Genomic DNA, 24916 nt, shown 5'->3' with positions numbered 1-24916 from the left:
TTGCTGCGAGGATAACAGATTAAGACATTTTTTCTAGCTTTCTGTCAACCCTTCACCTCTAGTTGCTCCTCTAAAAAGGATTTTAGCACGAGCGCGTTGTTGTGTTCCCTATCGCGCGCACTGTAAAGCAGTGTAATGTTGCCCGCCTTAGCCGCTGTGATTAACTCCTTTATTGCGATGGCATCGGCCTGCTCCAGCTCAGAGCGATAACGCTGCTGAAACTGCTGCCACTTCGAGGGATCATGCCCAAACCACCGTCGCAACTCGGTTGACGGAGCTAAATCCTTTAGCCAGCCATAGAGATGAAGCGCATCTCGCTTGACCCCTCGCGGCCACAAGCGTTCCACCAAATAACGCTTCCCGTCATCTGGCTCTTCTGGATCATACACACGTTTCACTTTGATCACTGCCCACCCCTCCGGCTATCGTTACTTCTAAAGGCGGTCGGCCGTCAATGGTCTTTTGCGGGTTGCCCTCGGCAAAGTCCGGTCGTACCGGTTTTCGATGCGACCAGATGGAGTAGCCTACCCAGCCTAAAAAAAGTATCGCCAAGCCATGGCTGTACAAAGCCAGAGAAAACCATTGGCAAAGCGCAAAGATGCCAAAAACGATGAGCAACAGAGAGAGGAACTCCATAAACTGTGCGAAGCGCCCCGCAAGCATCTAACTCTCCACCCCCCCGGAATTGGTGAGGCAAAGCGTCGTTTCTGCATCGAACAGGTGCGCTCGGCACTGCTCAATACGCATATAGAGGCGCTGCCCTATCTGCGCCCGAAACGTGGGGCCACCTCGCACTTTAAAAATATGCGGCCCAAGGCTTACATCCACAATGGTCTCGGCTCCTAAAGGCTCCACTAAATAGACCTCCACCGGCTCGAAGTCAGGGGGAGCATCGGAGCGTAAGAGAACATCCTCCGGGCGCACCCCAAGGATGAGCGGCTTCTGCGTAGGCACCTCACGAAACCGTAAGCGAGCCTCTGCCTGTATCCCCAATGCGATTCCGCCCTTCAGAATCAGAGCCTTGCGGTCATCAGAGAGAGAGCAGGGCACGAAGTTCATTGCAGGAGAACCGATAAAACCCGCCACAAAGAGATTGACCGGATGGTTGTAGACGTTGGCCGGAGTATCGTTCTGCTGAATGATGCCTCCATACATCACGGCAATGCGGTCGGCCATACTCATCGCTTCTAACTGGTCGTGCGTTACGTAGATAGTCGTTGCCCCCAAATCGGTCTGTAAGCGCTTAATCTCGGCTCGCATCTCCGTTCTTAGCTTCGCATCCAGGTTAGAAAGCGGTTCATCCATTAAAAACACCTTTGGCCGCCGCACGATAGCACGGCCGATGGCTACCCGTTGCATCTCTCCGCCAGAAAGTTTTCCAGGCTTGCGGTCGAGTAGGCGCTCGATGTGTAGCTTACGCGCCGTCTCCTGCACACGCTCCCGAATCACCTCCCGCGGCGTTCTTACAGCCTTCAAGGGAAAGGCAAGGTTCTCCGCGACCGTCATATGTGGGTAAATGGCATACTGCTGAAAGACCATCGCAATATCCCTTGCCGACGGCGGCCATTTGGTAACATCCTGCCCATCTATAAATATCTGCCCCTCATCGGGCAGCTCCAAGCCCGCAATGCAGCGAAGCGTCGTCGTCTTGCCACAGCCCGACGGTCCCAGAAAAACCTGAAACGTCCCATCTGGAACCAATAAATTGACCCGATTGACTGCAACGTTCTGATCGAACCGCTTTACGAGATTCCTCACCTCAACCGAAGCCATACCGACTCCTCTAGTTAAACGCTTATCTTTTCGTTTATCGCTTAATTGCCCCGAACGTAACCCCTCGCAGTAGATGTTTTCGCATCGCAAACGTAAAGAGCGTCACAGGGATGAGAAAGATAACCGTTCCCGCTGCGATCTGCCCCCAATCGGTTCCCCCAGCCCCCGTACGCGACACAATAGAAGGAGGCGCGGTAAGGGGCGATTGGGTAGAGAGTATCTGTGCAAACGCGAACTCATTCCAGGCGGTTATAAAACAAAACACGGCGGTTGCCGCAATCCCCGTTACAGCCTGCGGCAAAGAGATTTTGCGAAAGACTTGTAGCCGCGTATACCCATCCAGCAACCCCGCGTCGTCGTATTCGTGGGGGATATCGTCGAAAAATCCTTTTAACAGGTATGTCGAAAAAGAGAGGTTGAAAACCGTGTAGAGCAGCACGAGGCCGGTGCGCGTGCCAAGCAGCCCAAGCGCACGATACATAAGAAAAATCGGTATCACCACCGCAATGGCAGGTAGCATGCGCGTGCTTAAAACGAAAAACAACAGATCGCCACCGGCTTTGATCCGAAAACGGGCGAACGCATAGGCCGCCATCGTTCCCAGCCCCACTGAAAATAGAGTGGATAGTATGCCTATGAGGAGGCTGTTGCCGATCTGCAGAGGAAAATCCGACAACCCTAAGATACGGCCCGATGGTTCGTTGCCCTCATGTTGAAAAATCAGCATACTGTAGTTTTGAAAGGTCGCTCCAAAGAACACAGTCTCTTTCGTCAACGGTTCATCCGGCCTTGCCAAATGGGTTGGAATAAGTCGTGGAGTGAGTGCGGCTATGAGGCTCGGAGGGGTAATGCTCGTTACAACGATCCAGTAGATAGGAAGAAGATACACCACCACCACGATCCCGATAGCCCCGTACGCCAGCAGATTGCGTAACAGTTGCGGCAGTCTACTTACGCCTAACGCCACAAATCCAACAAGGGCAACCAGGCCTACAAATACGAGCAATGGAGTTGGCCATTGGTGTGTTCGAAGGGCCATCAGACCATACCATAGAACTCCCATTCCCACTACTATCGTTATGGATCGCCCCGGAGTCTCCAGTAGCCATCGTAATCCGGGGATGGGAGCGGCCTTGACCTGAAGTAGTTGCCAGAGACTCTCCGCATCTGCGATGCCTTCTCCACGAAGGCGACCGAGGTACTTTATGAACAGATTCGTCAACCCGATGATCAGCAGCAAGATGACATAGGCGAGGGCGCAGGCTAAGCCGGTGCGATGCGAGTCGAAAGCTAGTTTAAACAGCCGATAAGAGACGGTCTGAGTTGAGGTTCCCGGCCCGCCCCCTGTTAGCACATACACAATGTCAAACAGTTTGAAGCAGTCAATGGTTCGGAAGAGCAGTGCGATGAGCAGGAGTGGACCGACCATAGGCAGTGTAATATAACGGAACTTGAACCAGGGCGAGGCTCGGTCCACATCGGCGGCCTCGTAGAGATGGGGTGGCACCGACTGTAGCCCGGCCAGCGCGATGAGCATGACAAAGGGCGACCACATCCAGGCATCTACGATGACGAGAGACCAAAGCGCATTTTGTGGATTATTAAGCCAATCTGCTGGCGCAAGCGGGTTTTGAAGGTGCGCTTGCTGTAACAGCCAGTTGATTAGGCCATTCGACGACTGAAACATATAGTTCCAAAACAGGCCCACCACCACGGGCGAAAGCATCATCGGCACCAGAAGAAGCGTGGTTATCATGCCACGTGCACGAAACGTACGATGCAGCAGTAGCGCCATTCCAAACCCGACAGCTAACTCTACCCCAATGGCGAGCAGCGTGAAACGTGCTGTAACCTGAAAAGTGTTCCAAATATCGGTGCTATGAAGAATCTGATGATAATTGGCCGTCCCTACCCAACGTGGGGGAATACTAGCCGTGTCCACATATTCACAAAACGAGAGAAAGAGCGACCAGAGTAGCGGAAAGATGTTGATGGCCAACAACAGAATCACCGTAGGAATCAGGAAGAGATTCGCCACGGTGCGATCGCTCAATCGGCCTTTCAAAGAACGAGCCTGCGCGTCTATGCCGTCCTTTATAAGAGCTTTCACCTATCTCCTCGCCTCTATTTCAACAAACCGGCGCGTTTCAGTATCTCTGTATGTTTCTGGGCCACGATATCCATCGCCTGTTGCGCTGTTACTTGGCCTGTGGCAGCCGCGTTAAACTCCTCTTGTGTCACATTGAGGAGGTCTGCATAGGCGGGGTTGTTGTAGAAATCGCGTAATAGAGGCACACTTTCGGCAAACACCCTATTAAAGGGAGTGGCATTTAGAAACTCTGGGCTGCTGAGGACTTTGCTATTGCAGGTAAGACCACCAAGCAAGGCCCACTTTCGCTGGGTATCTTCACTGGAGAACCATGCCAGAAACTTTTTTGCCTCGTCAATGTGTTTTGAGTAGGCGGAGATGGAGATGCCCTGGCCGCCAAGGCTGATCCAGTGTCCGGCCGGACCGGCAGGCGATTCGAAAAACCCGGTGACATCCGCATAGCGGTTTTGAGATTTATCTACTAAGGCGGGGAAAAAGGTGAACCAATCGAGCGCCATAGCCACCTCGCCCGACTTGAAGGCATCCAATGTTTCGTTAAAGTAGTAGTTCTCCGAGTGTGGGGGCGTAAACTGCTTAAGCTCGCGGGTATAGAAGTCTAGCGCTTTTACCGAGGCAGGGGAATTGACATAGCCCTCAACTGCGCCCGTCTTTGGGTCGAAGAACTCACCTCCGAGGCACCACAGAACCTGCATAAATCCCATCGTTACCCCATCGTAAGAGACCGGCCCGGCATAGAAGAGGGCACAACCGTAGAGGTGTTGTTGAGGGCGTGTGAAAAATTCGGCAATGTCACGAAACTGCTGCCAGGTCTTAGGCGGTGCAAGCGGGTACCCGTATTTCGCTTTAAAATTGGCCTGCTCGGTGGGGTTCTCAAAGAGGTCTTTGCGATAGGCAAAGCCAAGCGCATCGGCCTCGCAAGGCAGCGCCCAAATTTTGCCGTTGTATTCACAATAGAACTTCTTAATATTGTCCGTGTAGTCCTGCCAGGGAACGTTGGTTTTAGACCAATCGGTTAGGTCTACATAGTGGCCTTCGGTTGCCCCGTGTCCCAACCACTGGCTATCCCCGACGATGAGATCGTAGGCGTCACTCTTTCCCGCCCAAACATCCGTTTGTATCTTCTGTTGATACTGGCTCCAAGGAATCTGCTCAACCTTCACAGGGATACCCGTTTGTCGTGTGAAATCTTCCGAGAGAGTCTGTAAATAGTCGGAAGGCTTCCACTGGGCCCAGGCAATAACCAGGGTGTGGTTCCCCAATGCCGATGCCCCTCGAACGGTCGGGCCTGACGGGTTGGAGTTGCTGTTGCAACCTGTGAGGAGGAAAAAGACCGAAAAGAAAAAGGCCACCTGAAAAAAGACTTTTTTGTTCACCATCGCCTCCTTGAGATGGGCATATTAGACAGAAGCCACATCCGCGTTTTTCAACCGATTGATAGGCATTATAACACAGATGGCGGCTACTGTCTACTTAAAGACGATAACCCCCCTAGCCTATGAGTTAGATACCTCCGCCTAAAGGCAGGGGGGCCTCACACCGCAATTTTATAGTAATTTACGCTTTGAAAACCCCGCTGCTTGTCCGTTGGGATAAAAAACCGCGTCCTGCTTAGCAGGACTTTTCCTTTCGTTTGCGGGAGAATGGCTCTGTTCGTTTGAGTGGTCAAACCGGTCTGCGAAGGCAAAGTTTCCTGTGTTTGCGCTTTGCGAGCACCAAGCAGGGCTAGGAACACAAGGTTGGTTGCCCTTTCGAGGTGACGGTGTGCCACGCCCCCTACGAACAAGGTTGCGTTTTCGATAATGTTGGCGGCAGGACGTGCCGACACGCGAAATGCCTGTGGAGCAAACGGTAGACTTGACACGTCAAGCAGTCTGCGATGAAACAGGAAGCCACATGGCTCGTCAGTGTGGTACTTCACGAGGCGATGTTATGCACAATTGTAGCGCGTTAACGACATGAAGGCTTGGCCACCGTCGCCCGAATGACCAGTTCTGTAGGGAGAAGCTCCTTAATGCCGGGCGCACGCTTCTGCTCGATCTGCTCCAAAAGCAACTCCGTTGCGCGGGCACCGATCTGAGCTAACGGCTGCCGCACCGTTGTTAGCGGAGGCTGAATGGTCGAGGCCGTGATAATATCGTCAAAACCGATCAGAGAAATATCCTCGGGTACCCGCACTCCATGCTCCATAAAGGCCTTCATAGCCCCAATGGCCAACACATCGTTGGTACAAAACACAGCAGTGGGACGCTCATGAAAGGGAATTGCCAGGAGCTTTTCCGCCTGCTGGTAGCCGAACTCTTCAAAATACTTGCCGGGAAATACCCACGTATCACAAACCGGAAGGCCCGCCGCTGCCATCGCCTGGCGGTAACCGGCCAGCCGCTGATGGGTGCTATCTAGATTGTCCTGACCGCAAAAAATAGCAATCCGTTCATGCCCCATCTGAATGAGATAGTTCACTGCATTGCGTGCAGCCGAAACGTTGTCCACATCCAGGCATGTCACATCCTTGCGATCGCTCATATAGTTGATCAGCACAAAAGGCACTTCGCGCGCACGCAGCTCCTCTATAACGGTTGTGTTGTGGGGCAAGGCCACTACTAAAAGTCCATCACAGCGCCCATCACACCAGCGCATGAGGTTTTTTGTAACGTCGCATTGCAAGCTCTCGGTGAATAACAACACGCTCTGGTCGTGCTCCATCGTCGCTCCGAGAATGCCCTGCAGCACTTCCAAAAAGTAGAGGCTTGGAATCAGATGATCGTAGTGCGTATAGACGACCCCAATGGTGTGGATGCGCTTCTGAACCAAGCCACGCGCCAGGGCATTGGGGGTATAGTTGAGGCGGCGCATGGCCTCTTCTACACGCGCTCGTGTGCGAGCGCTAATGCGACGTGGGCCGTTGTTGATAACGTAGGATACGGTGGATGGTGCCACCCCACTTGCTTCTGCCAGCTCGCGAATCGTAACCCCCATAGCTTTCTGTCACCTTTTCTTTATTATTTACCTAACGCCTGTCACGCTCCTTACATGCCTATATGATACAATGAAAAAAGGTCGCTGTCAAGAGAAACGCACACAAAAAGGAACAGATGAAGTCAACAATGATCGCCTCAACCGGACAAGCCCCTTTTCGACCCACGCTCCTTCGTGCACTGCGCCTTGCTATGCGCGATCTTTGGGATCATCTGGGCTTTGTCATCTCCTTCAGCCTCCTGCACAGTCTGCTTATCCCCTTACTGCTCTCCGTTCCCCTCAGTCTCACGAAGCTTATTCACCTCCCACCTAAACCGGGCTACCTGCTGCTTACCCTACTTGCACTCCCTATTTTTCCGCCTCTTTTTGCGGGCTACTGTTTTGTTGCTTACCGTATCTGCTTAGGACGCTCGGTATCTTGGGTCTATTTGCTCCAAGGTTTCCGTCAGCACTACTGGGCGGCCGTTCGCCTCGGTCTCTTTCAGCTGGTCATTACCTTTGGATTACTTGCAAATCTTCTTTTTTATACTTACTGGCATCACCCTTTCGGTTCTCTCTTTTCCCTCTTTTGGGCCTACATTCTCCTATGTTGGTCGCTACTTCTGCTCTATCAATACCCACTGCTGGTTCTGCAGGAGAATGGGGTCTTCGACGAAGAGAGCCGACGTGCGCGTCGTGGAGCGTTAGCTGCCATCCGCCGCTCCTTTTTTCTCACCCTAGGGAATCCGCTCTATACTGTAGGCCTTCTCTGCATCACCGCGCTGCTCGTGCTGCTCTGCTTTCTTACCGGCATCGCTTGGATACTGCTTTACCCCGCACTTCCTCTACAACTTGTCACGCGTGCCACCTGCCTTCTGCTTGCGCGCTACGACCTTGTCCCACCTCCACCCAAAGATGCACCTGTTGCAGATACCCCTTGGCATGTCGAAACGAAGTCCGAATAAAATCAATGACACTCCGTAAGGTCTAAAACCCGGCGGCTTCTCGCAGGTGCCTGCGGACTAAACAAACATAGTAGGGTAGGCCTTGTGCCTAACCTATCTCTACCGATGCCTAGCCTTTCGCCGCTGGCGAAAGCCCTTCTTTGTTAGGTTTGTTAAAGAACGATGCGTGGGTGTAAGCCTCTGCATGTACGGCAGATCACACCATGGCCTGATGGGTGTCTGCTGCCTATGTTTTATGAGCCGAACTGGCTACTCCAAAAGAAGCCGCTTTGCCAAACGCGCCAGAGCGACTTCACCCGGATTATCTGCCGTCCAGCGTACCACCTGCAGGTCTTGACAGAACAGTGCCAAAGCAACTCGGTTGCCCTCGGCGTCGCTCACGATGCCCACATCGTTGCGAGCCTCGTCTATCGAACCGGTCTTGCCGGCATAACGCCACTCCTCCGGCAGATAGCGTGGGATGCAATCGCGATAGTGCTGCTTGGAAAGGATAGCTAAAAACTCTTCACACAAGTCCTCACTTCCTAATTTGCCGGTCGCGATCATCTTAAGAAGTCGCAACATCTCCCAAGGCGTCGTCACGCCTAATCCGTAGGGATTGGGCAGGGCATCTCTGGCATACACTTTGCGAAAGCAAGTTGTTATCTCCAGCCCAATAGCTCGCATCCGCGCATTAATGGGGTTCACTCCGCCCACATGCTCGATAATCATATTTGTGGCGGTGTTATCTGAAAGGACGATCATCAACACACATACATCGCGTAAAGTTAGCTGTAGGCCTGCCGTTAATTGCGAAAGAATGCCCGAACCGGGCACCTTTTCCTCGTCGGTCAGCACCAAAGGCTCATCCCACGCCAACCTTCCCTCTTCAATGCTCAACCCCACATGCACCAAAATAGGCAGTTTGATGACGCTGGCCGTGCGGCATTTATGCTCTGCATTGCGGTGCACAACGGTCCCAGTCTGCAAATCTTCGGCGGCAAAACAGAGCACTCCGGTTGAAGCCCTCTCAATAGCCGCTATATCGGCCCAAAAACGCTCATCCGGCGCCACAAGGCGCGCAACCTGCTGCATGGCGTCCCTCCCATCCAAACGTCCCTAACATTGTGACATAGGAGGCGCACACAAACGCAAAGCACGCCCGATTTATACCGTGTGAAGGGTACAATAGCATTATGTCTGAAACTTTCTGAGGAGAAATTCCACGCTTGAAACGTTCGCCGCTATCGCTGAATCGCTTCGGGCTGCCTCTCCTGGCCGTTCTGATCGTCGTGACGGCCATCTATAGTGAGATGATCGCCCATCCTACCTACCATGACGGTAAAATCCACGTCATCTACTGGGAGAAGTGGACCGATTTCGAGGGCGACGCCATCCGCAAGACGGTCGAAGCGTTTAACCGATCTCAAAATCGCATTCATGTAGACCTCCTCACCGTCAGTGGCATTGAGAATAAAACGCTGCTGGCAATAGCCGGTGGCGACCCACCCGACGTGGCCGGCCTCTACGGCCCTAATGTGGCCCAGTATGCCGATGATAACGCAATTATTCCCCTCGATAGCTATTGCAAGCGCTACGGTCTTGATCGAAACCATTTTATCCCCGTCTTCTGGGACATGGGGCACTATCACGGCCATCAGTACGCTTTGCCAAGCACACCTGCAACAACCGCTCTGCACTATAATATGGCGATGCTTCAGGCTGCCGGCATCACCCACCCACCTCAGACCATAAAAGAACTCGATGCCGATGCCGCCAAAATCACCACTCGTGATGCAAACGGCAACATACAGAAGGTCGGCTTTCTGCCCACGGAACCCGGATGGTGGAACTGGGCTTGGGGCTATTTCTTCGGTGGAAAACTGTGGAACGGAACGGATAAAATCACAGCAACCGATCCCGGTAACGTTCGCGCTTATCAATGGATACAATCGTATTCTAAAAAATATGGGCCCGGCAATCTGCAGTCGTTCCGAAGTGGCCTCGGAACCTTTTCCTCTCCTCAGAACGGTTTTCTCGATGGAAAGGTCGCCATGGAACTGCAGGGCGTTTGGATGTACAACTTTATAAGTCGCTTTGCCCCCCAAATGGAAAAACCAAAGCGTATATGGGGCGTTGTGCCGTTCCCCTATCCCGCCGACCGCCCGGATTTGGCCAATACCTCTGTGGCTGACGAGGATGTTTTGGTGATCCCGCGTGGTGCAAAACATCCGAACGCTGCATTTGCGTTTATTCGGTTCATCGAATCGCGTAAGGGCAGTGAAATGCTGTGTGGCCTTCAAAGAAAGTTTTCTCCCCTTCGCCACGTAGACCCCCAGTTTTATGCGACCCACCCCAATCCCTATATCAAGCTTTTCGTACGACTAGCCTATAGTAAAAACGTGATCACTCCGCCAAAGATGGGCATATGGCCGGAGTACGGCAGCGCCCTCTCTAACGCAATAGACGAGGTAACCCTCATGGAGAAAACGCCCGAACAGGCCCTCGAAGAGGTACAACAAGAGATGCAGCCGAAATTGGATGAGTACCTTCGACGCCTCCATTTACGCCAAAAAGCCATGTATGAGGCTCAGTCCAACCTAGCACACGGAGACAACCGATGAAACAGAGCCGACGCGAAACGCGTACAGCGCTTCTCTTCGTTTTACCTTGGTTCATCGGGTTTACTGCCTTCATGCTCTACCCGGTGGTCGCCTCCATCTACTTCAGCTTCTGCGACTATTCCGTTCTCCATCCTCCCGTCTTCATCGGGCTTGCCAACTATCGTGACCTCATTCACGACGCCATTTTCTGGCAAACCGTTCAAAACACGATCGTCTATACCCTTTGGGCGTTGCCCATCAGCGCCCTGGTGGCGCTCTCGCTGGCTCTGCTACTAAACACAAAAGTGCGTGGGATGGCCTTTTATCGAACTATTTTCTTCATTCCTTCCCTTGTGCCCATGGTAGCCCTCGCCATTCTCTGGCAATGGATATTTAACGGACAATACGGCATCCTCAACGCCTTCTTGCAGGATTTGGGCATTAAAGGGCCTAACTGGTTGGGTGACCCCGCCTGGTCAAAAACGGCGCTCGTCGTGCTTTCGGCATGGGGCGTTGGCAACGCCATGGTGATCTATTTGGCCGGATTGCAGGACGTGCCCCGACAACTCTACGAGGCCGCAGACCTCGATGGAGCGGGCTGGTGGGCAAAAACGATTCACGTTACCCTTCCCATGATCTCCCCGGTCATCCTCTTCAACGTCATCATGGGAATCATCGGTACCCTCCAAATTTTTACCGTGCCCTACGTCATCTCGCCTCAAGGCGCTCCGGCCCGCTCTATCTATTTCTATGCCATGTACCTCTTCGATAACGCCTTCATCTACCATAAAATGGGTTATGCCTGCGCTATGGGGTGGATACTCTTTGTTGTCATCCTCATCCTCACCCTTATCGCCCTTAAATTCAGCGAACGCCACGTGCATTACGGCGGTAATTAGAGGAGTTTGTGGATGAACGAACAGCAAGCTCCCAATACCTCCGCAAACCATCAAACCCTGGAAGGCTTTCTCGATAAAGATGGCCTGCAGGCTCAGGCTATTTTGGCCAGCATCACCGATGCTTTTTTCGCATTGGATACGAGCTGGCGCTTTGTGTACGTTAACAGCAATGCAGAAAAGCTCCTCCGCCGTTCCCGCCAGCAGCTGCTTGGGCAAAATATCTGGGAGGTCTTTCCCGAAGCGGTCGGTTCCACATTTCATGTGCAGTATCATCGGGCGATTGAAGAAAGATGCTCTGTCGCGTTTGAAGAGTTCTACCCTCCTTTAGAAACCTGGTTTGAAGTCCACGCCTATCCCTACTCCCACGGGCTTTCCGTCTATTTTCGCGACATCAACGACCGAAAACGCGTGGAAGAGCTTCTGCAACGAGCGCATGAAGAGGATCGCCTCTTCACTCAGAAACTCACCGCCCTTCAAGAGATAACCAATCAACTCGCCCTTGCACCCGATAAAGAGACCTTCTATAAACTTGCCGTGGAGCTGGGACGAGAACAACTTGGCTTCGACAGGCTGGGCATCTGGTGCCTAAAAGAAGAGAACTTCATCCATGGCACTTTTGGCACAGATGAAGGAGGTAAGACCATAGATGAACGTTCCGTTCGACGCCCCATTCCTCCCCTGGAGGCTGTGGATCAAATACGGCATAGCCCCCAAGCCATCGCCGTCATCGAAAATACCACTCTTTATAATGCTCTTGGGGAGCCGGTTGGTCATGGAACTTTGGTTTTTACCTCCATTTGGAATCATAACCGCTGTATAGGCTTTCTGAGTGCCGATAACCTGCTTTCCGGGCAGCATTTTACTCCGCAGCGCCTCAAGCTGCTCTGTCTCTACGCCAACGCTCTCGGCCATCTCTTTACTCGGCTGGAAATTCAACTCTCCTTACAAGAGAGCGAAGAGCGGTATCGCTCCTTGTTCAGAAGCATTCCAGACCCCGTCTGGGTCTACGACACCCACACCCTTCAGTTCCTCGATGTAAGCGATGCGGCGATCGCTCACTATGGATATAGTCGGGACGAATTCCTCAACATGACCATCCGCGATATTCGCCCTCCGGAAGATTGGAAGGCATTGGAAGCGCGCCTTGCACACCTGCAACCAGGCTATTCTCCCCCCACCCTTTGGAGGCATAAACGCAAAGATGGCACTATTTTTGACGTGGAGATCACCTCACACGATACGATCTATGCCGGCAGAGAAGCCCGCATCGTTTTGGCCCGCGATGTCACCGAACGTAAGCGCCTCGAGACACAATTGCTGCAGGCACAGAAAATGGAAAGTATCGGGAGACTTGCCGGTGGCATCGCACATGACTTCAACAACCTCCTCGCAGCCATTGTAGGATACCTAGAGCTTTTAGAAGACCATGTCCAAACGGATGTCCAAGCGCAAACCCATCTGCACCATGCCCTGCAAGCAGCCGAACGCGCAAAGCAACTTACCTCCCAGCTTCTCGCCTTCGCCCGGAAACAGATCACTCGTCCGCAAAATCTCGACATTAACCGTCTTATTGTAGACATCGGGCAACTCCTGCGACGCATTATCGGTGAGGATATCGAACTGACTTTTCGACCTAGCAGCAGCCTCTGGACGGTTAAAGCGGATCGGAGTCAAATGGAACAGGTGCTTATGAATCTGGCCGTTAACTCGCGTGACGCCATGCCACACGGCGGACATATCCTTATCGAGACTCACAATAGAATCGTTTCCGACCAGCTCACCTTCGCCCAAACCGTGATTCCACCTGGGGAGTATGTCTATATCCTATTCCGAGATGATGGCGAGGGCATGAACGCCGATGTGCTGGCACGCATCTTTGAGCCTTTCTTCACTACGAAAGAGGTAGGTAAGGGAACCGGGCTGGGGCTTTCTACCTGCTATGGCATCATTCGGCAAGCGGGTGGATACATCGCCGCAGATAGCGCCCCTCAAGAGGGAGCCGCTTTCCATATCTTCCTGCCGCGCAGCCAAGAGGAGCCGGAGGCGTCGTCTGTTACTGCTTCCTCCCCACCGGCAAGTGGCACCGAGACGATTCTGCTTGTTGAGGACGAGCCGCTTGTGCTGCAGACTTTAACGCTTTCCCTAACCCGCAAAGGCTACCATCTTCTTACCGCCGAAAACCCTAAGGAAGCTCTGGAAATTCTCGCAAAATATCCAAAACCTATTGACCTGCTTATCACCGATGTGGTTATGCCCGAACAGAGCGGACTTGAACTTGTGTCTCAGGCATATCGCCTTCGCCCCAACCTGCCGGTGCTCTACATATCCGGCTATACGGAAGAGCACACCAAAATACAGAGCCTCGTCCATGAGGGCATCGCCTTCTTACAAAAGCCTTTTACACCCTCCACTTTAGCCCGCAGAGTGCGCGAAATTCTAGATGCAGCCAAATCAAAATCTGTTTAATACACGGAGAACGTCATTCGCCATGCACAAAAAACGTTATCTCACCGCGTTTCTCATTCATATGGTGCTTATCGCGCTTTCCCTTGTGTTCGCCTTCCCTCTGCTCTGGATGATCTCAACATCGCTGAAGCCGATTGATCAGACCATGCACATGCCCCCCATCTGGATACCGCATCCCATCGAGTGGCAAAACTATGTTGCCGCCTTCACCTACGAAAGCAACCAGTTACACTATATCCCCTTCCTTATCTATGGTCGCAACACCCTCATTCTTGAAATTCTTGTGGTCAGCGGCACCGTTTTTTCCAATGCCCTAGTAGCCTATGGTTTCGCGCGGCTTCGGTGGCCTGGTCGCGACATCGTCTTTAAGCTCACGCTTGCCACCATGATGATACCCTTCCCCGTCCTCATGGTGCCCACGTTCGTGCTTTTTGAAAAGATTCACTGGACAGGCACCTATCGCCCCCTCTGGGTGCCGGCCTGGTTTGGGAGCGCCTTTTATATCTTTCTGTTGCGCCAATTCTTTCTCACTATTCCCTTCGAGCTTTCAGAGGCCGCAAAAATAGATGGATGTTCCGAATGGGGCATCTTCCGCGAGGTCATTCTTCCTTTGGCAAAGCCGGCCCTGGCCGTTGTAGCCCTCTTCACATTCATGGGAGTATGGAACGACTTCCTCGGCCCTCTTATCTATCTAGCACATCAGAACATGTATACACTCGGTTTAGGCCTGCAAAACTACCAAAGTCAAAATGGGGGTACCCAATGGAACCTCCTTATGGCCGCCTCCACCATTGTGGTAGCTCCGGTTATCGTGCTCTTCTTCTTCACCCAAAAACAGTTCATTGAAGGAATCGCCGTCACCGGTTTGAAAGGCTAGCGGTGGAAGAAGGGAGCGCACTCACCCCTGAGATTGTTCGCTTTCTCGCCACGGGCGAAGGGCAAGCATTATTACACTTCGCCAGCACTCTACCTTCCGAACGCCTCACGCGCCTATCGCGTTTGCGAAGGTTTTGTCAGCCTGCCCTTGCTGCCGCGATAGTTGAGCTTTTGGAGTTGCGTCGGCGTGCCGAGCAGCGCTTCTCAAATTCCGAAGTGTTGTTCTTTACCCCTGAAGCTTTGGAACAGGCCACCTCAGAAGTCTTGGCGACCTGGCGCACTTCCCACTTTCCAAAGAACACTCTCATACTTGACGCCTGTTGCTCCATCGGCAGCGATACCCTCGCGCTCGCTCGACGTGGGCCAGTTATCGCTGTGGATCGTTCGTTGCTACGGCTTACATGTGCCCATGCCAACCTCGCCGCGGTAGCTCCAAAGGCACCGGCTACTTTCCTATGCCAGGATGTCGGCACGCTCGATCTGGTGCGCTTGCGTCGCAAAGGAGTCTCTACGGTATTCTGCGATCCTTCACGTCGCATTTCAACTTTACAGGGAACGCACCGTCTTCGCCATCTGGAGGCTCTTAGCCCCTCTCTACCCTGGCTTAAGGAGCTGAAGAAGTACTTTGAATGGGGTGCGATGAAGCTTCCGCCTACGGCCGATCTCGCGCCTCTTCTCGATGAACACTGCATCGTGGAGTATGTCGGAGAAATTGGAGAATGCTCAGAGGCGACTTTATGGTGGGGAGAGGCCATAAGCAGACTATGCGATCAAACGGATTACATGCCTCCTTTCACCTGCGCCACCGTGCTTCATAAAACGGGCGCTGCATCTACGCTTCTACCTACCTCGAAACCTTCGTGTAGGCAGCCGTTTGCGGCAGCTTGCTCAAACCCTCTTGAATGGCTTTACGAACCCGCCCCAACGATAATACGCGCCGGACTGGTCGAGGAGCTTGCCTGCCAACTCAGCGGCCATCTACTCGATCCCCATATCGCCTACATCACCTCAGCACGACAGGTGAATACTCCCTTTGCCCGCTGCTATCGCATAGTGAACTGGACGCCCTACAACCTAAAACACGTGCAAGCCTATTTGCGCCAACAACACTGGTACATAGCAGAGATCAAACAGCGGGGACTGCCCTTCGACACGCGCTCGCTGCTCAAGCAACTGCGTGCCGTAACCGACTGCACAGCCCGACCGGTAACGCTTGCACTAGCCCGGGTTGGCAATCGGCCGCTGGCGATGTTTCTAACCCCATGCGACAAACCCGAGTTGGAAACCGTCCCTAATGCCCAGCAGCCTTAGGGTGATAACTCCCCATTTTGGACGGCCAACACAAACTGCATCATCTCTTTTTCGTAGCCGAAGTCTTGCGGTTCATCATCCGGCGGGCGTAGATACCCTTCCTCTGCAATCCGCTGATGAATCTCCCTTCGCACCAAAGAAGCGATGGAGCAGCCTTCCCAATAGGCTCGCCGTCGCAACCACTCGTACTCTTCAGGCGTCAGGCGAATAGATAACACACGTTCGCGCAAGAGAACACTCCTCCTTTATTTCTGCCTTATTTTGGTGACCCCTGTTTTGCTCTGCGGCTTGCGCAGCGCGTCCCCGGCGGCGTATCAAACGACACTCCACGTCGGTCGGCCATCTCACGCCCGATTGCCTCTAACTCTTCCGCACTTAATAACGTTGCCGCTACCGGGAAAAGTACCCGATCCTCTATTCCGATGTGCTGGTGATAGGTGGTGCGCAGAAAATAGAGTTTTTCCAGAAGCTCCCTCAACTCCTGTTTTTCCAGGTATCCCTGCTCCAGCCACTTTCTCCCGATCTGCCCTATCCTCCTCTGCAGTTCTCCTACAACGTCATGATCGGCCTCTAACGTTGCGATAATGCGATCGGCCTCCTCATTCTTTTTTGCCCGCAGACGGGGGAACAAAGAGACCTCCTCGTCGGCCGTATGAAGCGGCTCGGCGTTTTCAAAATAGCGTAAAGCCGTATCGAGCTCATCCCGATAGGCCTCGTTCAATCCATCGCCCTGTGTCTGTTCGGCCACATGAATGAGCTCTTGCAGAAACCGCTCGATGCGCCGATGGCAATCGCTTAGCAGTTGCAGCGGCTCGCGGAAGCTGCCTTCGGCCTTCCTCCCAATCTGTATTGCCATCTTCTATCTCCTCACAAAGATTCTACTCTCTTTAGAGGGCTGAAGGGGAACCCTCCAGCCCTCTTTGCATAACGGTTTAGTCGGCTTTTGCCGCTCGAAGACTATCCTCCTTCGCCAGCGCCCGTGGGAAGAGAATGTTGTTCTCTTTATGGATATGCAGGTGCATATCCTCCTCTAGCTCGGCAAGCCCGGCCAGCAACACGCGGAATGTGTTACAGGCATCTTCCGGCGGAGTGAAACCGTTCGTCAATCGGCGCATCTCGGCCAAATCGTCTCCGGCGATGGCATGGTCACGCTCCATAGCCTCGATGGGATGTCGCAATGTGCCGGCGCAAAAGGTGCGTGGCACCTCCGTAGCGGTATCGAGCAGCTTGCACATCGGAAAGAGCACGGCCTCCTCTTTGGCCATGTGCAGTTCCTGCTCGGGCTTAAAACGTTCGAAAAGCTCGTGCACCTGCACCATCTCCGGGTGCCGATCGCCATGTACCAAAGCCACTTTCGCAGCCATCTCTTGCAGACGCGGAAGCTCTCGGCGTAGGTACTCGTGATGGGTTGTAACGATGTGATCCACCAACTCGCCCAAAGAAGCTTGGCTCCAATCCCTCTCTGTAGTTGATGGTGTCGCCGCATCGTGCTCTCGGAGGGCTGCAACTACCTCGTCCGCATTCTTGCCTTTTTCGGCGCAGGCCTCGCCGATGGTCTTCTTACCCCCGCAGCAGTAGTCCAGGCCAAATGTCTCGAACACACGTGCTCTATCTGGCTGCTCGGCTACAAGCTGCCCTATCGTCTTTTGCACATCAATCTCAACCATGTTCTTACCTCCTTCGAGATTCGGTTTAAGGTCAAACCCCAACTCCGTGAGTGCCGAAAGCGATTTTAGGCAACCTCCTTTACGTACGACCAACCGGTCTTCAAACCTAGCACGAACCATCCAAGTGCCAGAGCGCCTACGGCAAATGTGGTATCTCCTATCAGTCGCATCCACCGCAGCGTCTGCATCACCGGCATCTGGGTGATCTCCACCGAGCGTGCATACCACATGCCGTGAGTAACGCTCGCCCAGGTCTGTATCAAGCCTATTGGCAATAGGCTCAAGATCACCATCAGCATGAGTCCTATGTTGATAGCCCAGAAGGCGAAACCGAGCACCTGTGTGTTCCAGGTCTTCCGTGCCGTAAAAGCCCGAAAACAGAAGAGCATCAGACCCAATCCCAGCATCCCATAAACCCCGAAGAGGGCGGTATGCGCATGCACCGGGGTTGTGTTAAGCCCCTGCATGTAGTAGAGCGCAATCGGCGGATTGATGAGAAACCCAAAAAGACCGGCGCCGACGAGGTTCCAGAAGGAGACAGCCACGAGAAAGTAGAGAGGCCAGCGATATTTCTGCACCCAGGAGAGCGTTTTATGTAGCGCAATATTGGAGTAGCCCTCAAACCCTATCATCACTAAAGGAACGATCTCCAGTGCGCTAAACGTGGCCCCGAAAGCTAAAACGGCGGTTGGAGTTCCGGTAAAGTAAAGATGGTGGAACGTTCCGATAATTCCGCCAGCCAAGAAGATGATCGTTGTGAACAACACAGAGGCTGTGGCCGTTCGAACTCGAATAAGCCCCATCCGTGCAAACAGAAATGCGATGACTACAGTAGAGAAGACCTCGAAGAACCCCTCTACCCACAGATGCACAACCCACCATCGCCAATACTCCTCTATGGCGAGATTTGTTTGTCGGCCATACAGCAACCCCGCCCCGTAGAAAGCCGCAATAGCCACGGCGGAAAGCACAAAGAGCGTAAGCAACTCACGCGATTCATCCTGCCTAGTGAGGGCCGGCCATAACGCTCGCACCATGAGAAACAGCCATAGAAATAGCCCGATCAGAAGGAATATCTGCCAAAAACGGCCTAAATCTAAGTATTCGTAGCCCTGATGTCCGAACCAGAAATTGGTCTTTAGACCCAGATCGTGATGAACCGCCAAATACTGCCCAAATAGCGACCCAGCCACGATGATAAGCAGACAGACGAATAGAAGATTAACTCCGAATCGTTGGCCTTTCATCTCTTTTCCAGATACGACCGGAGCAATAAAGAGACCTGTTGCAAGCCATGCTGTCGCAATCCAAAAGATGCCGAGTTGCAGATGCCATGTGCGGGTAATGACATAAGGTATCCATTTCGCCAATGGAATCCCATAGAAGCCCGATCCCTCCACTCCGTAGTGTGCCGTAATCCCGCCCATGATAACCTGAATCACGAATAGGGCTATGACAACCCAGAAGTATTTGAGAGTGGCCCTCATCGAGGGCGTTAATGGCATGCGGAGGAAGGGGTCTTCATTGGGAATGCTGGCTAAGGCCTCTTCATCTCCATGATAATACTGAATGGCATAGTACCAGGCCAGCCCTCCGATTCCGGCAAGCAGAAGGACGAAGCTAACAACCGACCATACCACCATTGAGCCGGTAGGCCGATTGTCCACTAAAGGCTCTGGAGGCCAGTCGTTTGTATAGGATATCGTCTGCCCCGGCCGGTTGGCGACGCAAGCCCAGGTAGCCCAGAAGAAAAACGCATTCAATTCCTGCTGATGAACCGCATTGTCCACCGTTCCGGCGGGCATAGCATAGGCATTCCGAACGCCGGCAAGCCCCGGGTACTTTCCAAAAAGCTCTGCATAGTATTTGTTCATGGCCTCTATCGCCTGGCCAACGATAGGCGGCACTATAAGGTCACCAGTATGTGGGTTATAACCGTTCGTTCGCAATACCGTCTGCAAACGTGCCCGTAACCCGGCCTGCTGTTCCGGGGTCAGCTGATCGTAAAGTTTTTGATGCTCTTGCCGTGCCCAGGTATTGAGAATCCACATAGATTCACGATGCAAATAGTCTGCTGTCCAGTCAGGCGCTACATAAGCTCCATGTCCCCATACCGTTCCAAGCTCCTGCCCTCCTATGGTCTGCCAAACGTTTTGACCGTCGAGAATCTGTTGACGTGTAAACAGCAGTTTTCCATCTGTCGTTATCACACGCTTAGGGCGCGGTGGCGCTTGCTGATATATCTCACGTCCTAACAGGCCTAAAACGGCAAACGATCCCGCGACAACAAGCCCTAAAACAGTCCATAACCTCGCGTAACGCATCAATGACCTCCGTATTTGGATGATGAGCAACTTATTTATGGATATTTTTATCCAGTTATCAATATTATACGCTTTGGGGTACACTACATGTCAACCTTTTGGTAAAAAAATTTTTGGAGAACGATTTGGACGACCATGATCTCACAGACTGCTGAATATGCTCTGCGTGCCATTGTCTATCTCGCAAAGGAGCCGAGTGTCGCCAAAACAACCAAAGAGATTGCAGAGGCTACTCGAGTACCGGTAGGCTACCTTTCAAAGGTGCTGCAAAACCTAAGTCGGGTGGGGCTTATCAGCTCGCAACGCGGCCTCTATGGTGGCTCACGCCTCTTGAAAGCCCCCTACGAAATCACCATCTACGAGGTAGTCAATGCCGTAGACCCCATCCCGCGCATACGCACCTGCCCGCTGCAGCTGGCCGTCCATGGGGAGAACCTGTGCCCGCTACATAGGCGCATTGATGGCGCCGTGGCCCTCATCGAGGAGGCCTTTCGTTCCACTACTGTAGCCGAGCTTATTGAGGAGGCGGCCATAGAGAATAAGGTTTGCCATTTTCCCAATATAACCCTTGAGGAGGCGGCTATGTAAGTGCCTAATCGTCTGTAACCTGTTCCCGACGGCCTCCAATGCGCAAAAACCGTGCATTGAAACGGTATTATTGTGTTTTTTTGTCGGTATGCCGAGTTGCCGTGAAACGCTTCGCGCAATAACAACGTCTACTCTATCAAATCAACAGCACGGAATAGAGGTCATGCTCGGAACGGTATCCTTTGATCGCCACTATAGGCTGCAGACTTCGGCAGTGCCCTTTGTAATGTACTGTTTCGCGATCGGCCTCGAAGTGGTGCTGATCGTTTTCATCGGTGCGTACATCCATGAGCATCTCCACACCGATTCCGCACCTTGGTCTTTTACCCTCGCCGTATAGGCACTCGGTTTGTTGATCTACCTACTCGGCGTAACCGGAACAAAGGCCCCCTCGCAACTACCGCGCCTCTTTGTCATCACCAACGAGAGCATCAGCGTTCGACAAGGCCGTTCGTTTCAACGCATTCCCATAAACAAAGTTCGCCTGTGTGTTCTCGATGAACGCCTGACCGATCTAGATACCCCATGCCGGATGGCCCTGTGGGGTAATGGGATATTCCTACAAATTCCCACGAACATCGCCCACGGAATGGAGATCAAGTCCCTAATCCTCTCTCACATTGCCGCACAAACAACAGCACAGATTCGAGAAGGTTACACGATATTACGAGCCGAGCGCCTGCTGCAATCGCTCGAACGCTGTCGTTTACGCCTAATCCTGCTCCTTCTCTTAGTGGCTCTTTTTGGGACACTATTTCTCATGCTGCCCGATTCTGAGCAGAACGCCGTCGGAAAAAGTTTTCAGCTTTGTATTGCCATCGGTAGCTCGTTCCTATGCCTGCTATTGTGGGAACGCGCCTATTGGCTCAAACCTAGAAAACAGCATATTGAGAACGATATGCTCGCCTCGCTCACAAAGCGTAGCATTCCCTTCCTTATCGAAAAGCTTCATCTGTTCTGCGATCCACAGCGATTCGATGTTTGGCAATGCTATGGTGCACGGCAGGCGTTGGCCACAATTATTCCTGCCCTCCCACAAACCGATCGGCTTGAGCTACCGGCCCGCAGCTACCTTCGCATCTACACACTTCTCTGCCCCAAGCGCAACCTAGAGTGGAGACAGGCGCTCAAAAGTTGCCTAGACCCGGAGAACCTTGAAGACGCACTCATAGCAAGTATGCTAGCCGTTTGCGTCTTTGGCTTGTGCATGGTCATCCCGTTTCTCGATTTGCTAAGCGACTTCCTAATGTTCTTCTCCTCGGCTCCACGTCCGGCAACCCTAACCGAACAAGAGAACGCCTTTCAAGACCATCAGACGCGCCGTGTTCTGCTTCAACTCCTTACGAAAACCGGTCAACACCACACCCTACCGGTACTGCAAAGCTTTCTTGCCGATTCGGAAGCTGATATAGCCGACTCCGTCCTAGCAAAGGAAGCCGAAAACTGCATCGAGGCCATCACGCGGCGTTTACAGGCAGAAAAAAACGTCCTTTTTCGTGGGCACTTAGCAGCGCAAACGAAGAGCAAACAAACCCCGTAACAAAAGCCCAACCTGATCAATGCCCGAGAGACGAAGGCGGCATAAGGTGAAATAAGAATAACAAAGGTAATTCTCATTCCCTATCGCTCGGGTCGCTTGGCTAACCAGCACCTTAGCCTGCGTTTTATCCCCACTCCCACGTGAATAAACTCGTTACGCGCCAAGCGGGCCACATTAACGAGGGCTGCCAGCAGACGCACCGGAAGCGGTGCCGTTTTACGGTAGTAGATGAAACTGCTTTTTAAAAGCAGACGGGCCATCTGCCGATACTGCGTTTTTACGCTACCCATCCAGTGATGAACAACCTCCGCCTGTGGCAAGTAGATGACCCGATAGCCTGCTCGCTTTATGCGCCAACACCACTCCACCTCCTCGTAAAACATAAAAAAGGCCTCATCCAACATCCCAACTGCTTCGATAACCCTTCTTGGCACCATAATACATGCGCCCGAAACGTGGTCTACGTCCCACTCCACATCAAAATCGTCACGGCCAAACTCGAACTTCAGCCCCAACAAGCCTGAGAAAAACTTCCTGATAATATCGAAGCCGAGAAGTTCGCGCAATGGGGAAGGAAAAGGACGCCCGTTTCGCTGAAGGCTGCCGTCGCTGTTAAGCAGTTTTGGCCCCACGGCACCCACATCGGGGTGTGCATCAAGATAGTCTACCATCCGCCTTAACGCGCCCGGCTTTGGCTCGGTATCCGGGTTCAGTAAAAGACAGTATCGCCCAGAGGCCCGTTTCAATGCCAAATTGTTGGCCTTAGCAAACCCCAAATTCTGCTCACTCGCGATCAGCTGCACCGTAGGGAATTCCGCAGCCACCATGTCGGCGCTGTTATCTTGCGAAGCGTTATCCACCACCCAAACTTCATATTCCAGGCCAGAGACTGCCGATGGCAAACTTTCTAAACAAGCACGAAGCAAATGACCGGTATTGTAATTCACAATAACAATAGATAAATCCATTCTGCCATCCAAATAAGGTAGAATAGTGTGTAGGAGGGAACGATCTATGCCTTCATCCCTACAAAAGGATACCACGCCAACCTTACAATTAGGCGAAAAGGCTCCAGATGCCCACGTCCAACTGGCCGATAGCGGAGAGGAGATAGCCCTCTCTTGCTTTTGGTCTCAACGTCCAACCCTTCTCGTGTTCCTCAGGCACTTTGGCTGCCCCTTCTGCCTTGAACTGGTCAATCAACTTCGTCAAGTAAAAGAACTATTTATTCGTTCCAACGTGCAGGTTGCTCTTATTACCATAGGCACCCCGGAACGCACCCAAACGTTCTGTCAACAACAACGCCTAGAGGCGCCCTTCATCTGTCTTAGCGACCCCACCAAAGAAGCCTACCGCGCCTTTGCCCTAGGACGTGCGGTACTTACCCAGTTCACCTCGGGACGTGTCATCTCTGGTGCCTTCCGCGCCATGCTGCATAAACAGTTTAGCCTGCTACCGCAAGGCGATCCGTTTCAAATGCCCGGGGTGTTTCTGGTAGACGATCAGGGCACCATCCGTTATGCGCACTACTACAACGACATTGCCGACAACCCCACCATAGCCGAATTGCAAGAGGCCGTCAGCCAACTGTAGCAATATGCCTCGACGGCTAGGCCTCCTACTTACTGCTGAACGCATGCAGGGTTTGAAAACCTTGCCCATCTACGTTCAGTTTGAACACAGTACCGGTATTGCCTTGCCCGCCTAATATGGTAGTTCCGTATAGTGTCAAGCCGGACGGATCGAGAATAAGGTCAAACCGCAATGCGCCATCGGCGAACCGAAAGATATGCAGCTTCTGGAAATGGGAGCCGTCTGGTCGCATTTTGTAGACGATACCATCGCCACCCCCACGGTCTCCCTCTAGCTGAGCGGTGCCATACAGCTCACCATCAGGTGCTTGCAAAATCGTCACGGGCATGTGGCCGGCTTGCAAAGGCCAAAACTGATGTACGATGTGAAAGTCGGTGCCGTCCGGCTTCAGAGCAAATATCACCCCATCGCCCTTCCCACCGTGGTCTGCTACCCCAACTAGCTCTCCATCCTGTGTCTGTATAAGAGCTACCGGCTGTTTGCCATCCGTTCCCCGAAAAACATGCAACACCTTAAACTCGCTTCCGTCCGGAGCTACGCGAAACACGGTGCCCGCATCGCTGAGGCTGCCGCCCGCTTTTGCCACACCGTAGAGCATGCCATCACGCCCCACAATCAATTGAAACGGATCTAGCCCATCCATGCCGTTGAAATTGTGCAAGATATGAATCTCGTGAGGATGTAGAGAGACCTCGTATATAACCCCATCGTTGTTTGGGCCGCCCGCCTCGGAAACGCCATACAGACATCCCTGCCCGACCGACAGAAGACAACTCGTGTTCGACACTTTGTCCAGCCCAAGCACATAGGCCTTTTGTAGCCGATCCTGATCGAGGCGGAAACGATAGATAGTCAGACAGGCATAGTAGTCATTGCCAACGGCAGCCCTATAGACCCATCCATCCGGTGCTTGCATTAGCGCATAAGGCCCTATTCCAAAGCTGCCGTCGAAGGTGTGAAGTAACCCGGAAAGCGCCGTTTTGAGGCGATAGACGGTAGAGCACACCATGCCCGTAGATGCCGCCACTATCTGTAACTCCATAGATGTACCCGTCGTCTCCGCGAATAATGGTCATCGGATGATAGCCATCTGCGTTGAGGAAATCGCCCTTTTGGTAGGCGCCCCAGCGCTCGACATGCTGCCGTAGCACACCAATACCAATCGCTATCATCACTGCAAGCCCGATCAGACCGAGCAGGGAAAGCAACAAGCTATAGAAAATATAGCGCCGATAAACGGCATCCTGATGTGGTTTCTGCATGTTTC

24 protein-coding genes and 1 pseudogene are annotated in these 24916 nt (G+C 52.8%); 9 read left to right on the top strand and 16 right to left on the bottom strand.

Going from position 1 to position 24916, the window contains the following annotated elements:
* Nucleotides 1–44 precede the first annotated feature (44 nt).
* From VKV29_RS14585 to VKV29_RS14560, 7 genes and pseudogenes are all read right to left on the bottom strand, one after another.
* Nucleotides 45–407: a DUF488 domain-containing protein gene (locus VKV29_RS14585; protein ID WP_324202050.1), complete on the bottom strand. Its 363-nt coding sequence runs from the start codon at nt 405–407 to the stop codon at nt 45–47.
* Nucleotides 382–663, bottom strand: a complete 282-nt coding sequence (locus VKV29_RS14580) for a hypothetical protein (RefSeq protein ID WP_324202049.1) — start codon at nt 661–663, stop codon at nt 382–384. Before VKV29_RS14580 ends, VKV29_RS14585 begins: the two co-directional genes overlap by 26 nt.
* Complete coding sequence (locus VKV29_RS14575) at nt 664–1773, bottom strand: ABC transporter ATP-binding protein (protein WP_324202048.1); 1110 nt, start codon at nt 1771–1773, stop codon at nt 664–666. It abuts the gene before it with no gap.
* A 34-nt stretch (nt 1774–1807) separates the two neighbouring features.
* Nucleotides 1808–2719 carry a carbohydrate ABC transporter permease gene (locus VKV29_RS15415; protein WP_414647357.1) on the bottom strand — a complete coding sequence of 304 codons (912 nt, stop codon included), beginning with the start codon at nt 2717–2719 and terminating at the stop codon, nt 1808–1810.
* 285 nt (nt 2720–3004) lie between these two features.
* Nucleotides 3005–3715: pseudogene (locus VKV29_RS15410) on the bottom strand (carbohydrate ABC transporter permease); the annotation flags it as partial.
* A gap of 182 nt (nt 3716–3897) precedes the next feature.
* Nucleotides 3898–5259 (bottom strand): sugar ABC transporter substrate-binding protein, encoded by a 1362-nt coding sequence (locus VKV29_RS14565; RefSeq protein WP_324202046.1) that lies wholly within the window; start codon nt 5257–5259, stop codon nt 3898–3900.
* A 571-nt stretch (nt 5260–5830) separates the two neighbouring features.
* On the bottom strand, nt 5831–6859 hold the full coding sequence (locus tag VKV29_RS14560) for a LacI family DNA-binding transcriptional regulator (protein ID WP_324202045.1): 1029 nt from the start codon (nt 6857–6859) through the stop codon (nt 5831–5833).
* 116 nt (nt 6860–6975) lie between these two features.
* Between VKV29_RS14560 and VKV29_RS14555 the strand changes: the two genes are divergently transcribed.
* Nucleotides 6976–7803 (top strand): hypothetical protein, encoded by an 828-nt coding sequence (locus VKV29_RS14555; protein WP_324202044.1) that lies wholly within the window; start codon nt 6976–6978, stop codon nt 7801–7803.
* 249 nt (nt 7804–8052) lie between these two features.
* Here VKV29_RS14555 and VKV29_RS14550 read toward each other — a convergent pair whose 3' ends face one another.
* The gene (locus tag VKV29_RS14550) at nt 8053–8877 is read right to left on the bottom strand and encodes a serine hydrolase (protein ID WP_324202043.1); all 825 of its coding nucleotides are present in this window, start codon (nt 8875–8877) and stop codon (nt 8053–8055) included.
* A gap of 134 nt (nt 8878–9011) precedes the next feature.
* On the opposite strand from VKV29_RS14550, the gene VKV29_RS14545 reads away from it, so the two are divergent.
* The 5 genes from VKV29_RS14545 to VKV29_RS14525 are packed head-to-tail and all read left to right on the top strand — an operon-like array spanning nt 9012 to nt 15937.
* Entirely contained in the window at nt 9012–10406 is a 1395-nt protein-coding gene (locus VKV29_RS14545) for an ABC transporter substrate-binding protein (protein WP_324202042.1), read from the top strand.
* Nucleotides 10403–11284: a sugar ABC transporter permease gene (locus VKV29_RS14540; protein ID WP_324202041.1), complete on the top strand. Its 882-nt coding sequence runs from the start codon at nt 10403–10405 to the stop codon at nt 11282–11284. The genes VKV29_RS14545 and VKV29_RS14540 overlap by 4 nt, the downstream gene beginning before the upstream one ends.
* A gap of 12 nt (nt 11285–11296) precedes the next feature.
* On the top strand, nt 11297–13750 hold the full coding sequence (locus VKV29_RS14535) for a PAS domain S-box protein (RefSeq protein WP_324202040.1): 2454 nt from the start codon (nt 11297–11299) through the stop codon (nt 13748–13750).
* 22 nt (nt 13751–13772) lie between these two features.
* A complete protein-coding gene (locus VKV29_RS14530) occupies nt 13773–14627 on the top strand; it encodes a carbohydrate ABC transporter permease (RefSeq protein WP_324202039.1) in 855 nt (284 codons plus the stop codon).
* Between the two features lie 2 nt (nt 14628–14629).
* Entirely contained in the window at nt 14630–15937 is a 1308-nt protein-coding gene (locus tag VKV29_RS14525) for a THUMP-like domain-containing protein (protein WP_324202038.1), read from the top strand.
* Here VKV29_RS14525 and VKV29_RS14520 read toward each other — a convergent pair.
* The 4 genes from VKV29_RS14520 to VKV29_RS14505 form a co-directional block, all read right to left on the bottom strand.
* Nucleotides 15934–16167: a hypothetical protein gene (locus tag VKV29_RS14520; protein ID WP_324202037.1), complete on the bottom strand. Its 234-nt coding sequence runs from the start codon at nt 16165–16167 to the stop codon at nt 15934–15936. The genes VKV29_RS14525 and VKV29_RS14520 overlap by 4 nt on opposite strands.
* A gap of 26 nt (nt 16168–16193) precedes the next feature.
* Nucleotides 16194–16793, bottom strand: coding sequence for a hemerythrin domain-containing protein (locus VKV29_RS14515; RefSeq protein WP_324202036.1), 600 nt, complete (start codon nt 16791–16793; stop codon nt 16194–16196).
* A 76-nt stretch (nt 16794–16869) separates the two neighbouring features.
* A complete protein-coding gene (gene ric, locus VKV29_RS14510; RefSeq protein ID WP_324202035.1) occupies nt 16870–17604 on the bottom strand; it encodes an iron-sulfur cluster repair di-iron protein in 735 nt (244 codons plus the stop codon).
* 65 nt (nt 17605–17669) lie between these two features.
* Nucleotides 17670–19928: a nitric-oxide reductase large subunit gene (locus tag VKV29_RS14505; protein ID WP_324202034.1), complete on the bottom strand. Its 2259-nt coding sequence runs from the start codon at nt 19926–19928 to the stop codon at nt 17670–17672.
* A gap of 135 nt (nt 19929–20063) precedes the next feature.
* On the opposite strand from VKV29_RS14505, the gene VKV29_RS14500 reads away from it, so the two are divergent.
* Nucleotides 20064–20516, top strand: coding sequence for an Rrf2 family transcriptional regulator (locus tag VKV29_RS14500; RefSeq protein WP_324202033.1), 453 nt, complete (start codon nt 20064–20066; stop codon nt 20514–20516).
* Nucleotides 20517–20652: 136 nt separating this feature from the next.
* Here VKV29_RS14500 and VKV29_RS14495 read toward each other — a convergent pair whose 3' ends face one another.
* Entirely contained in the window at nt 20653–20805 is a 153-nt protein-coding gene (locus VKV29_RS14495) for a hypothetical protein (RefSeq protein WP_324202032.1), read from the bottom strand.
* A 60-nt stretch (nt 20806–20865) separates the two neighbouring features.
* Between VKV29_RS14495 and VKV29_RS14490 the strand changes: the two genes are divergently transcribed.
* On the top strand, nt 20866–22056 hold the full coding sequence (locus tag VKV29_RS14490) for a hypothetical protein (protein WP_324202031.1): 1191 nt from the start codon (nt 20866–20868) through the stop codon (nt 22054–22056).
* An 80-nt stretch (nt 22057–22136) separates the two neighbouring features.
* On the opposite strand, the gene VKV29_RS14485 is transcribed toward VKV29_RS14490, so the two are convergent.
* On the bottom strand, nt 22137–23024 hold the full coding sequence (locus VKV29_RS14485; RefSeq protein ID WP_324202030.1) for a glycosyltransferase family 2 protein: 888 nt from the start codon (nt 23022–23024) through the stop codon (nt 22137–22139).
* Between the two features lie 46 nt (nt 23025–23070).
* Here VKV29_RS14485 and VKV29_RS14480 point away from each other — a divergent pair, with 46 nt between their 5' ends.
* Nucleotides 23071–23649, top strand: a complete 579-nt coding sequence (locus VKV29_RS14480) for a peroxiredoxin-like family protein (protein ID WP_324202029.1) — start codon at nt 23071–23073, stop codon at nt 23647–23649.
* 25 nt (nt 23650–23674) lie between these two features.
* Here VKV29_RS14480 and VKV29_RS14475 read toward each other — a convergent pair whose 3' ends face one another.
* Entirely contained in the window at nt 23675–24565 is an 891-nt protein-coding gene (locus VKV29_RS14475; protein ID WP_324202069.1) for a choice-of-anchor tandem repeat GloVer-containing protein, read from the bottom strand.
* Complete coding sequence (locus VKV29_RS14470; RefSeq protein WP_324202028.1) at nt 24537–24911, bottom strand: hypothetical protein; 375 nt, start codon at nt 24909–24911, stop codon at nt 24537–24539. Before VKV29_RS14470 ends, VKV29_RS14475 begins: the two co-directional genes overlap by 29 nt.
* Nucleotides 24912–24916: the final 5 nt, after the last annotated feature.

This window comes from Chthonomonas sp. (assembly GCF_035294165.1).
Lineage (GTDB): Bacteria > Armatimonadota > Chthonomonadetes > Chthonomonadales > Chthonomonadaceae > Chthonomonas.
The sequence above is the reverse complement of the archived record's forward strand: the minus strand, read 5'-3'. Positions and strand labels throughout refer to the sequence as shown.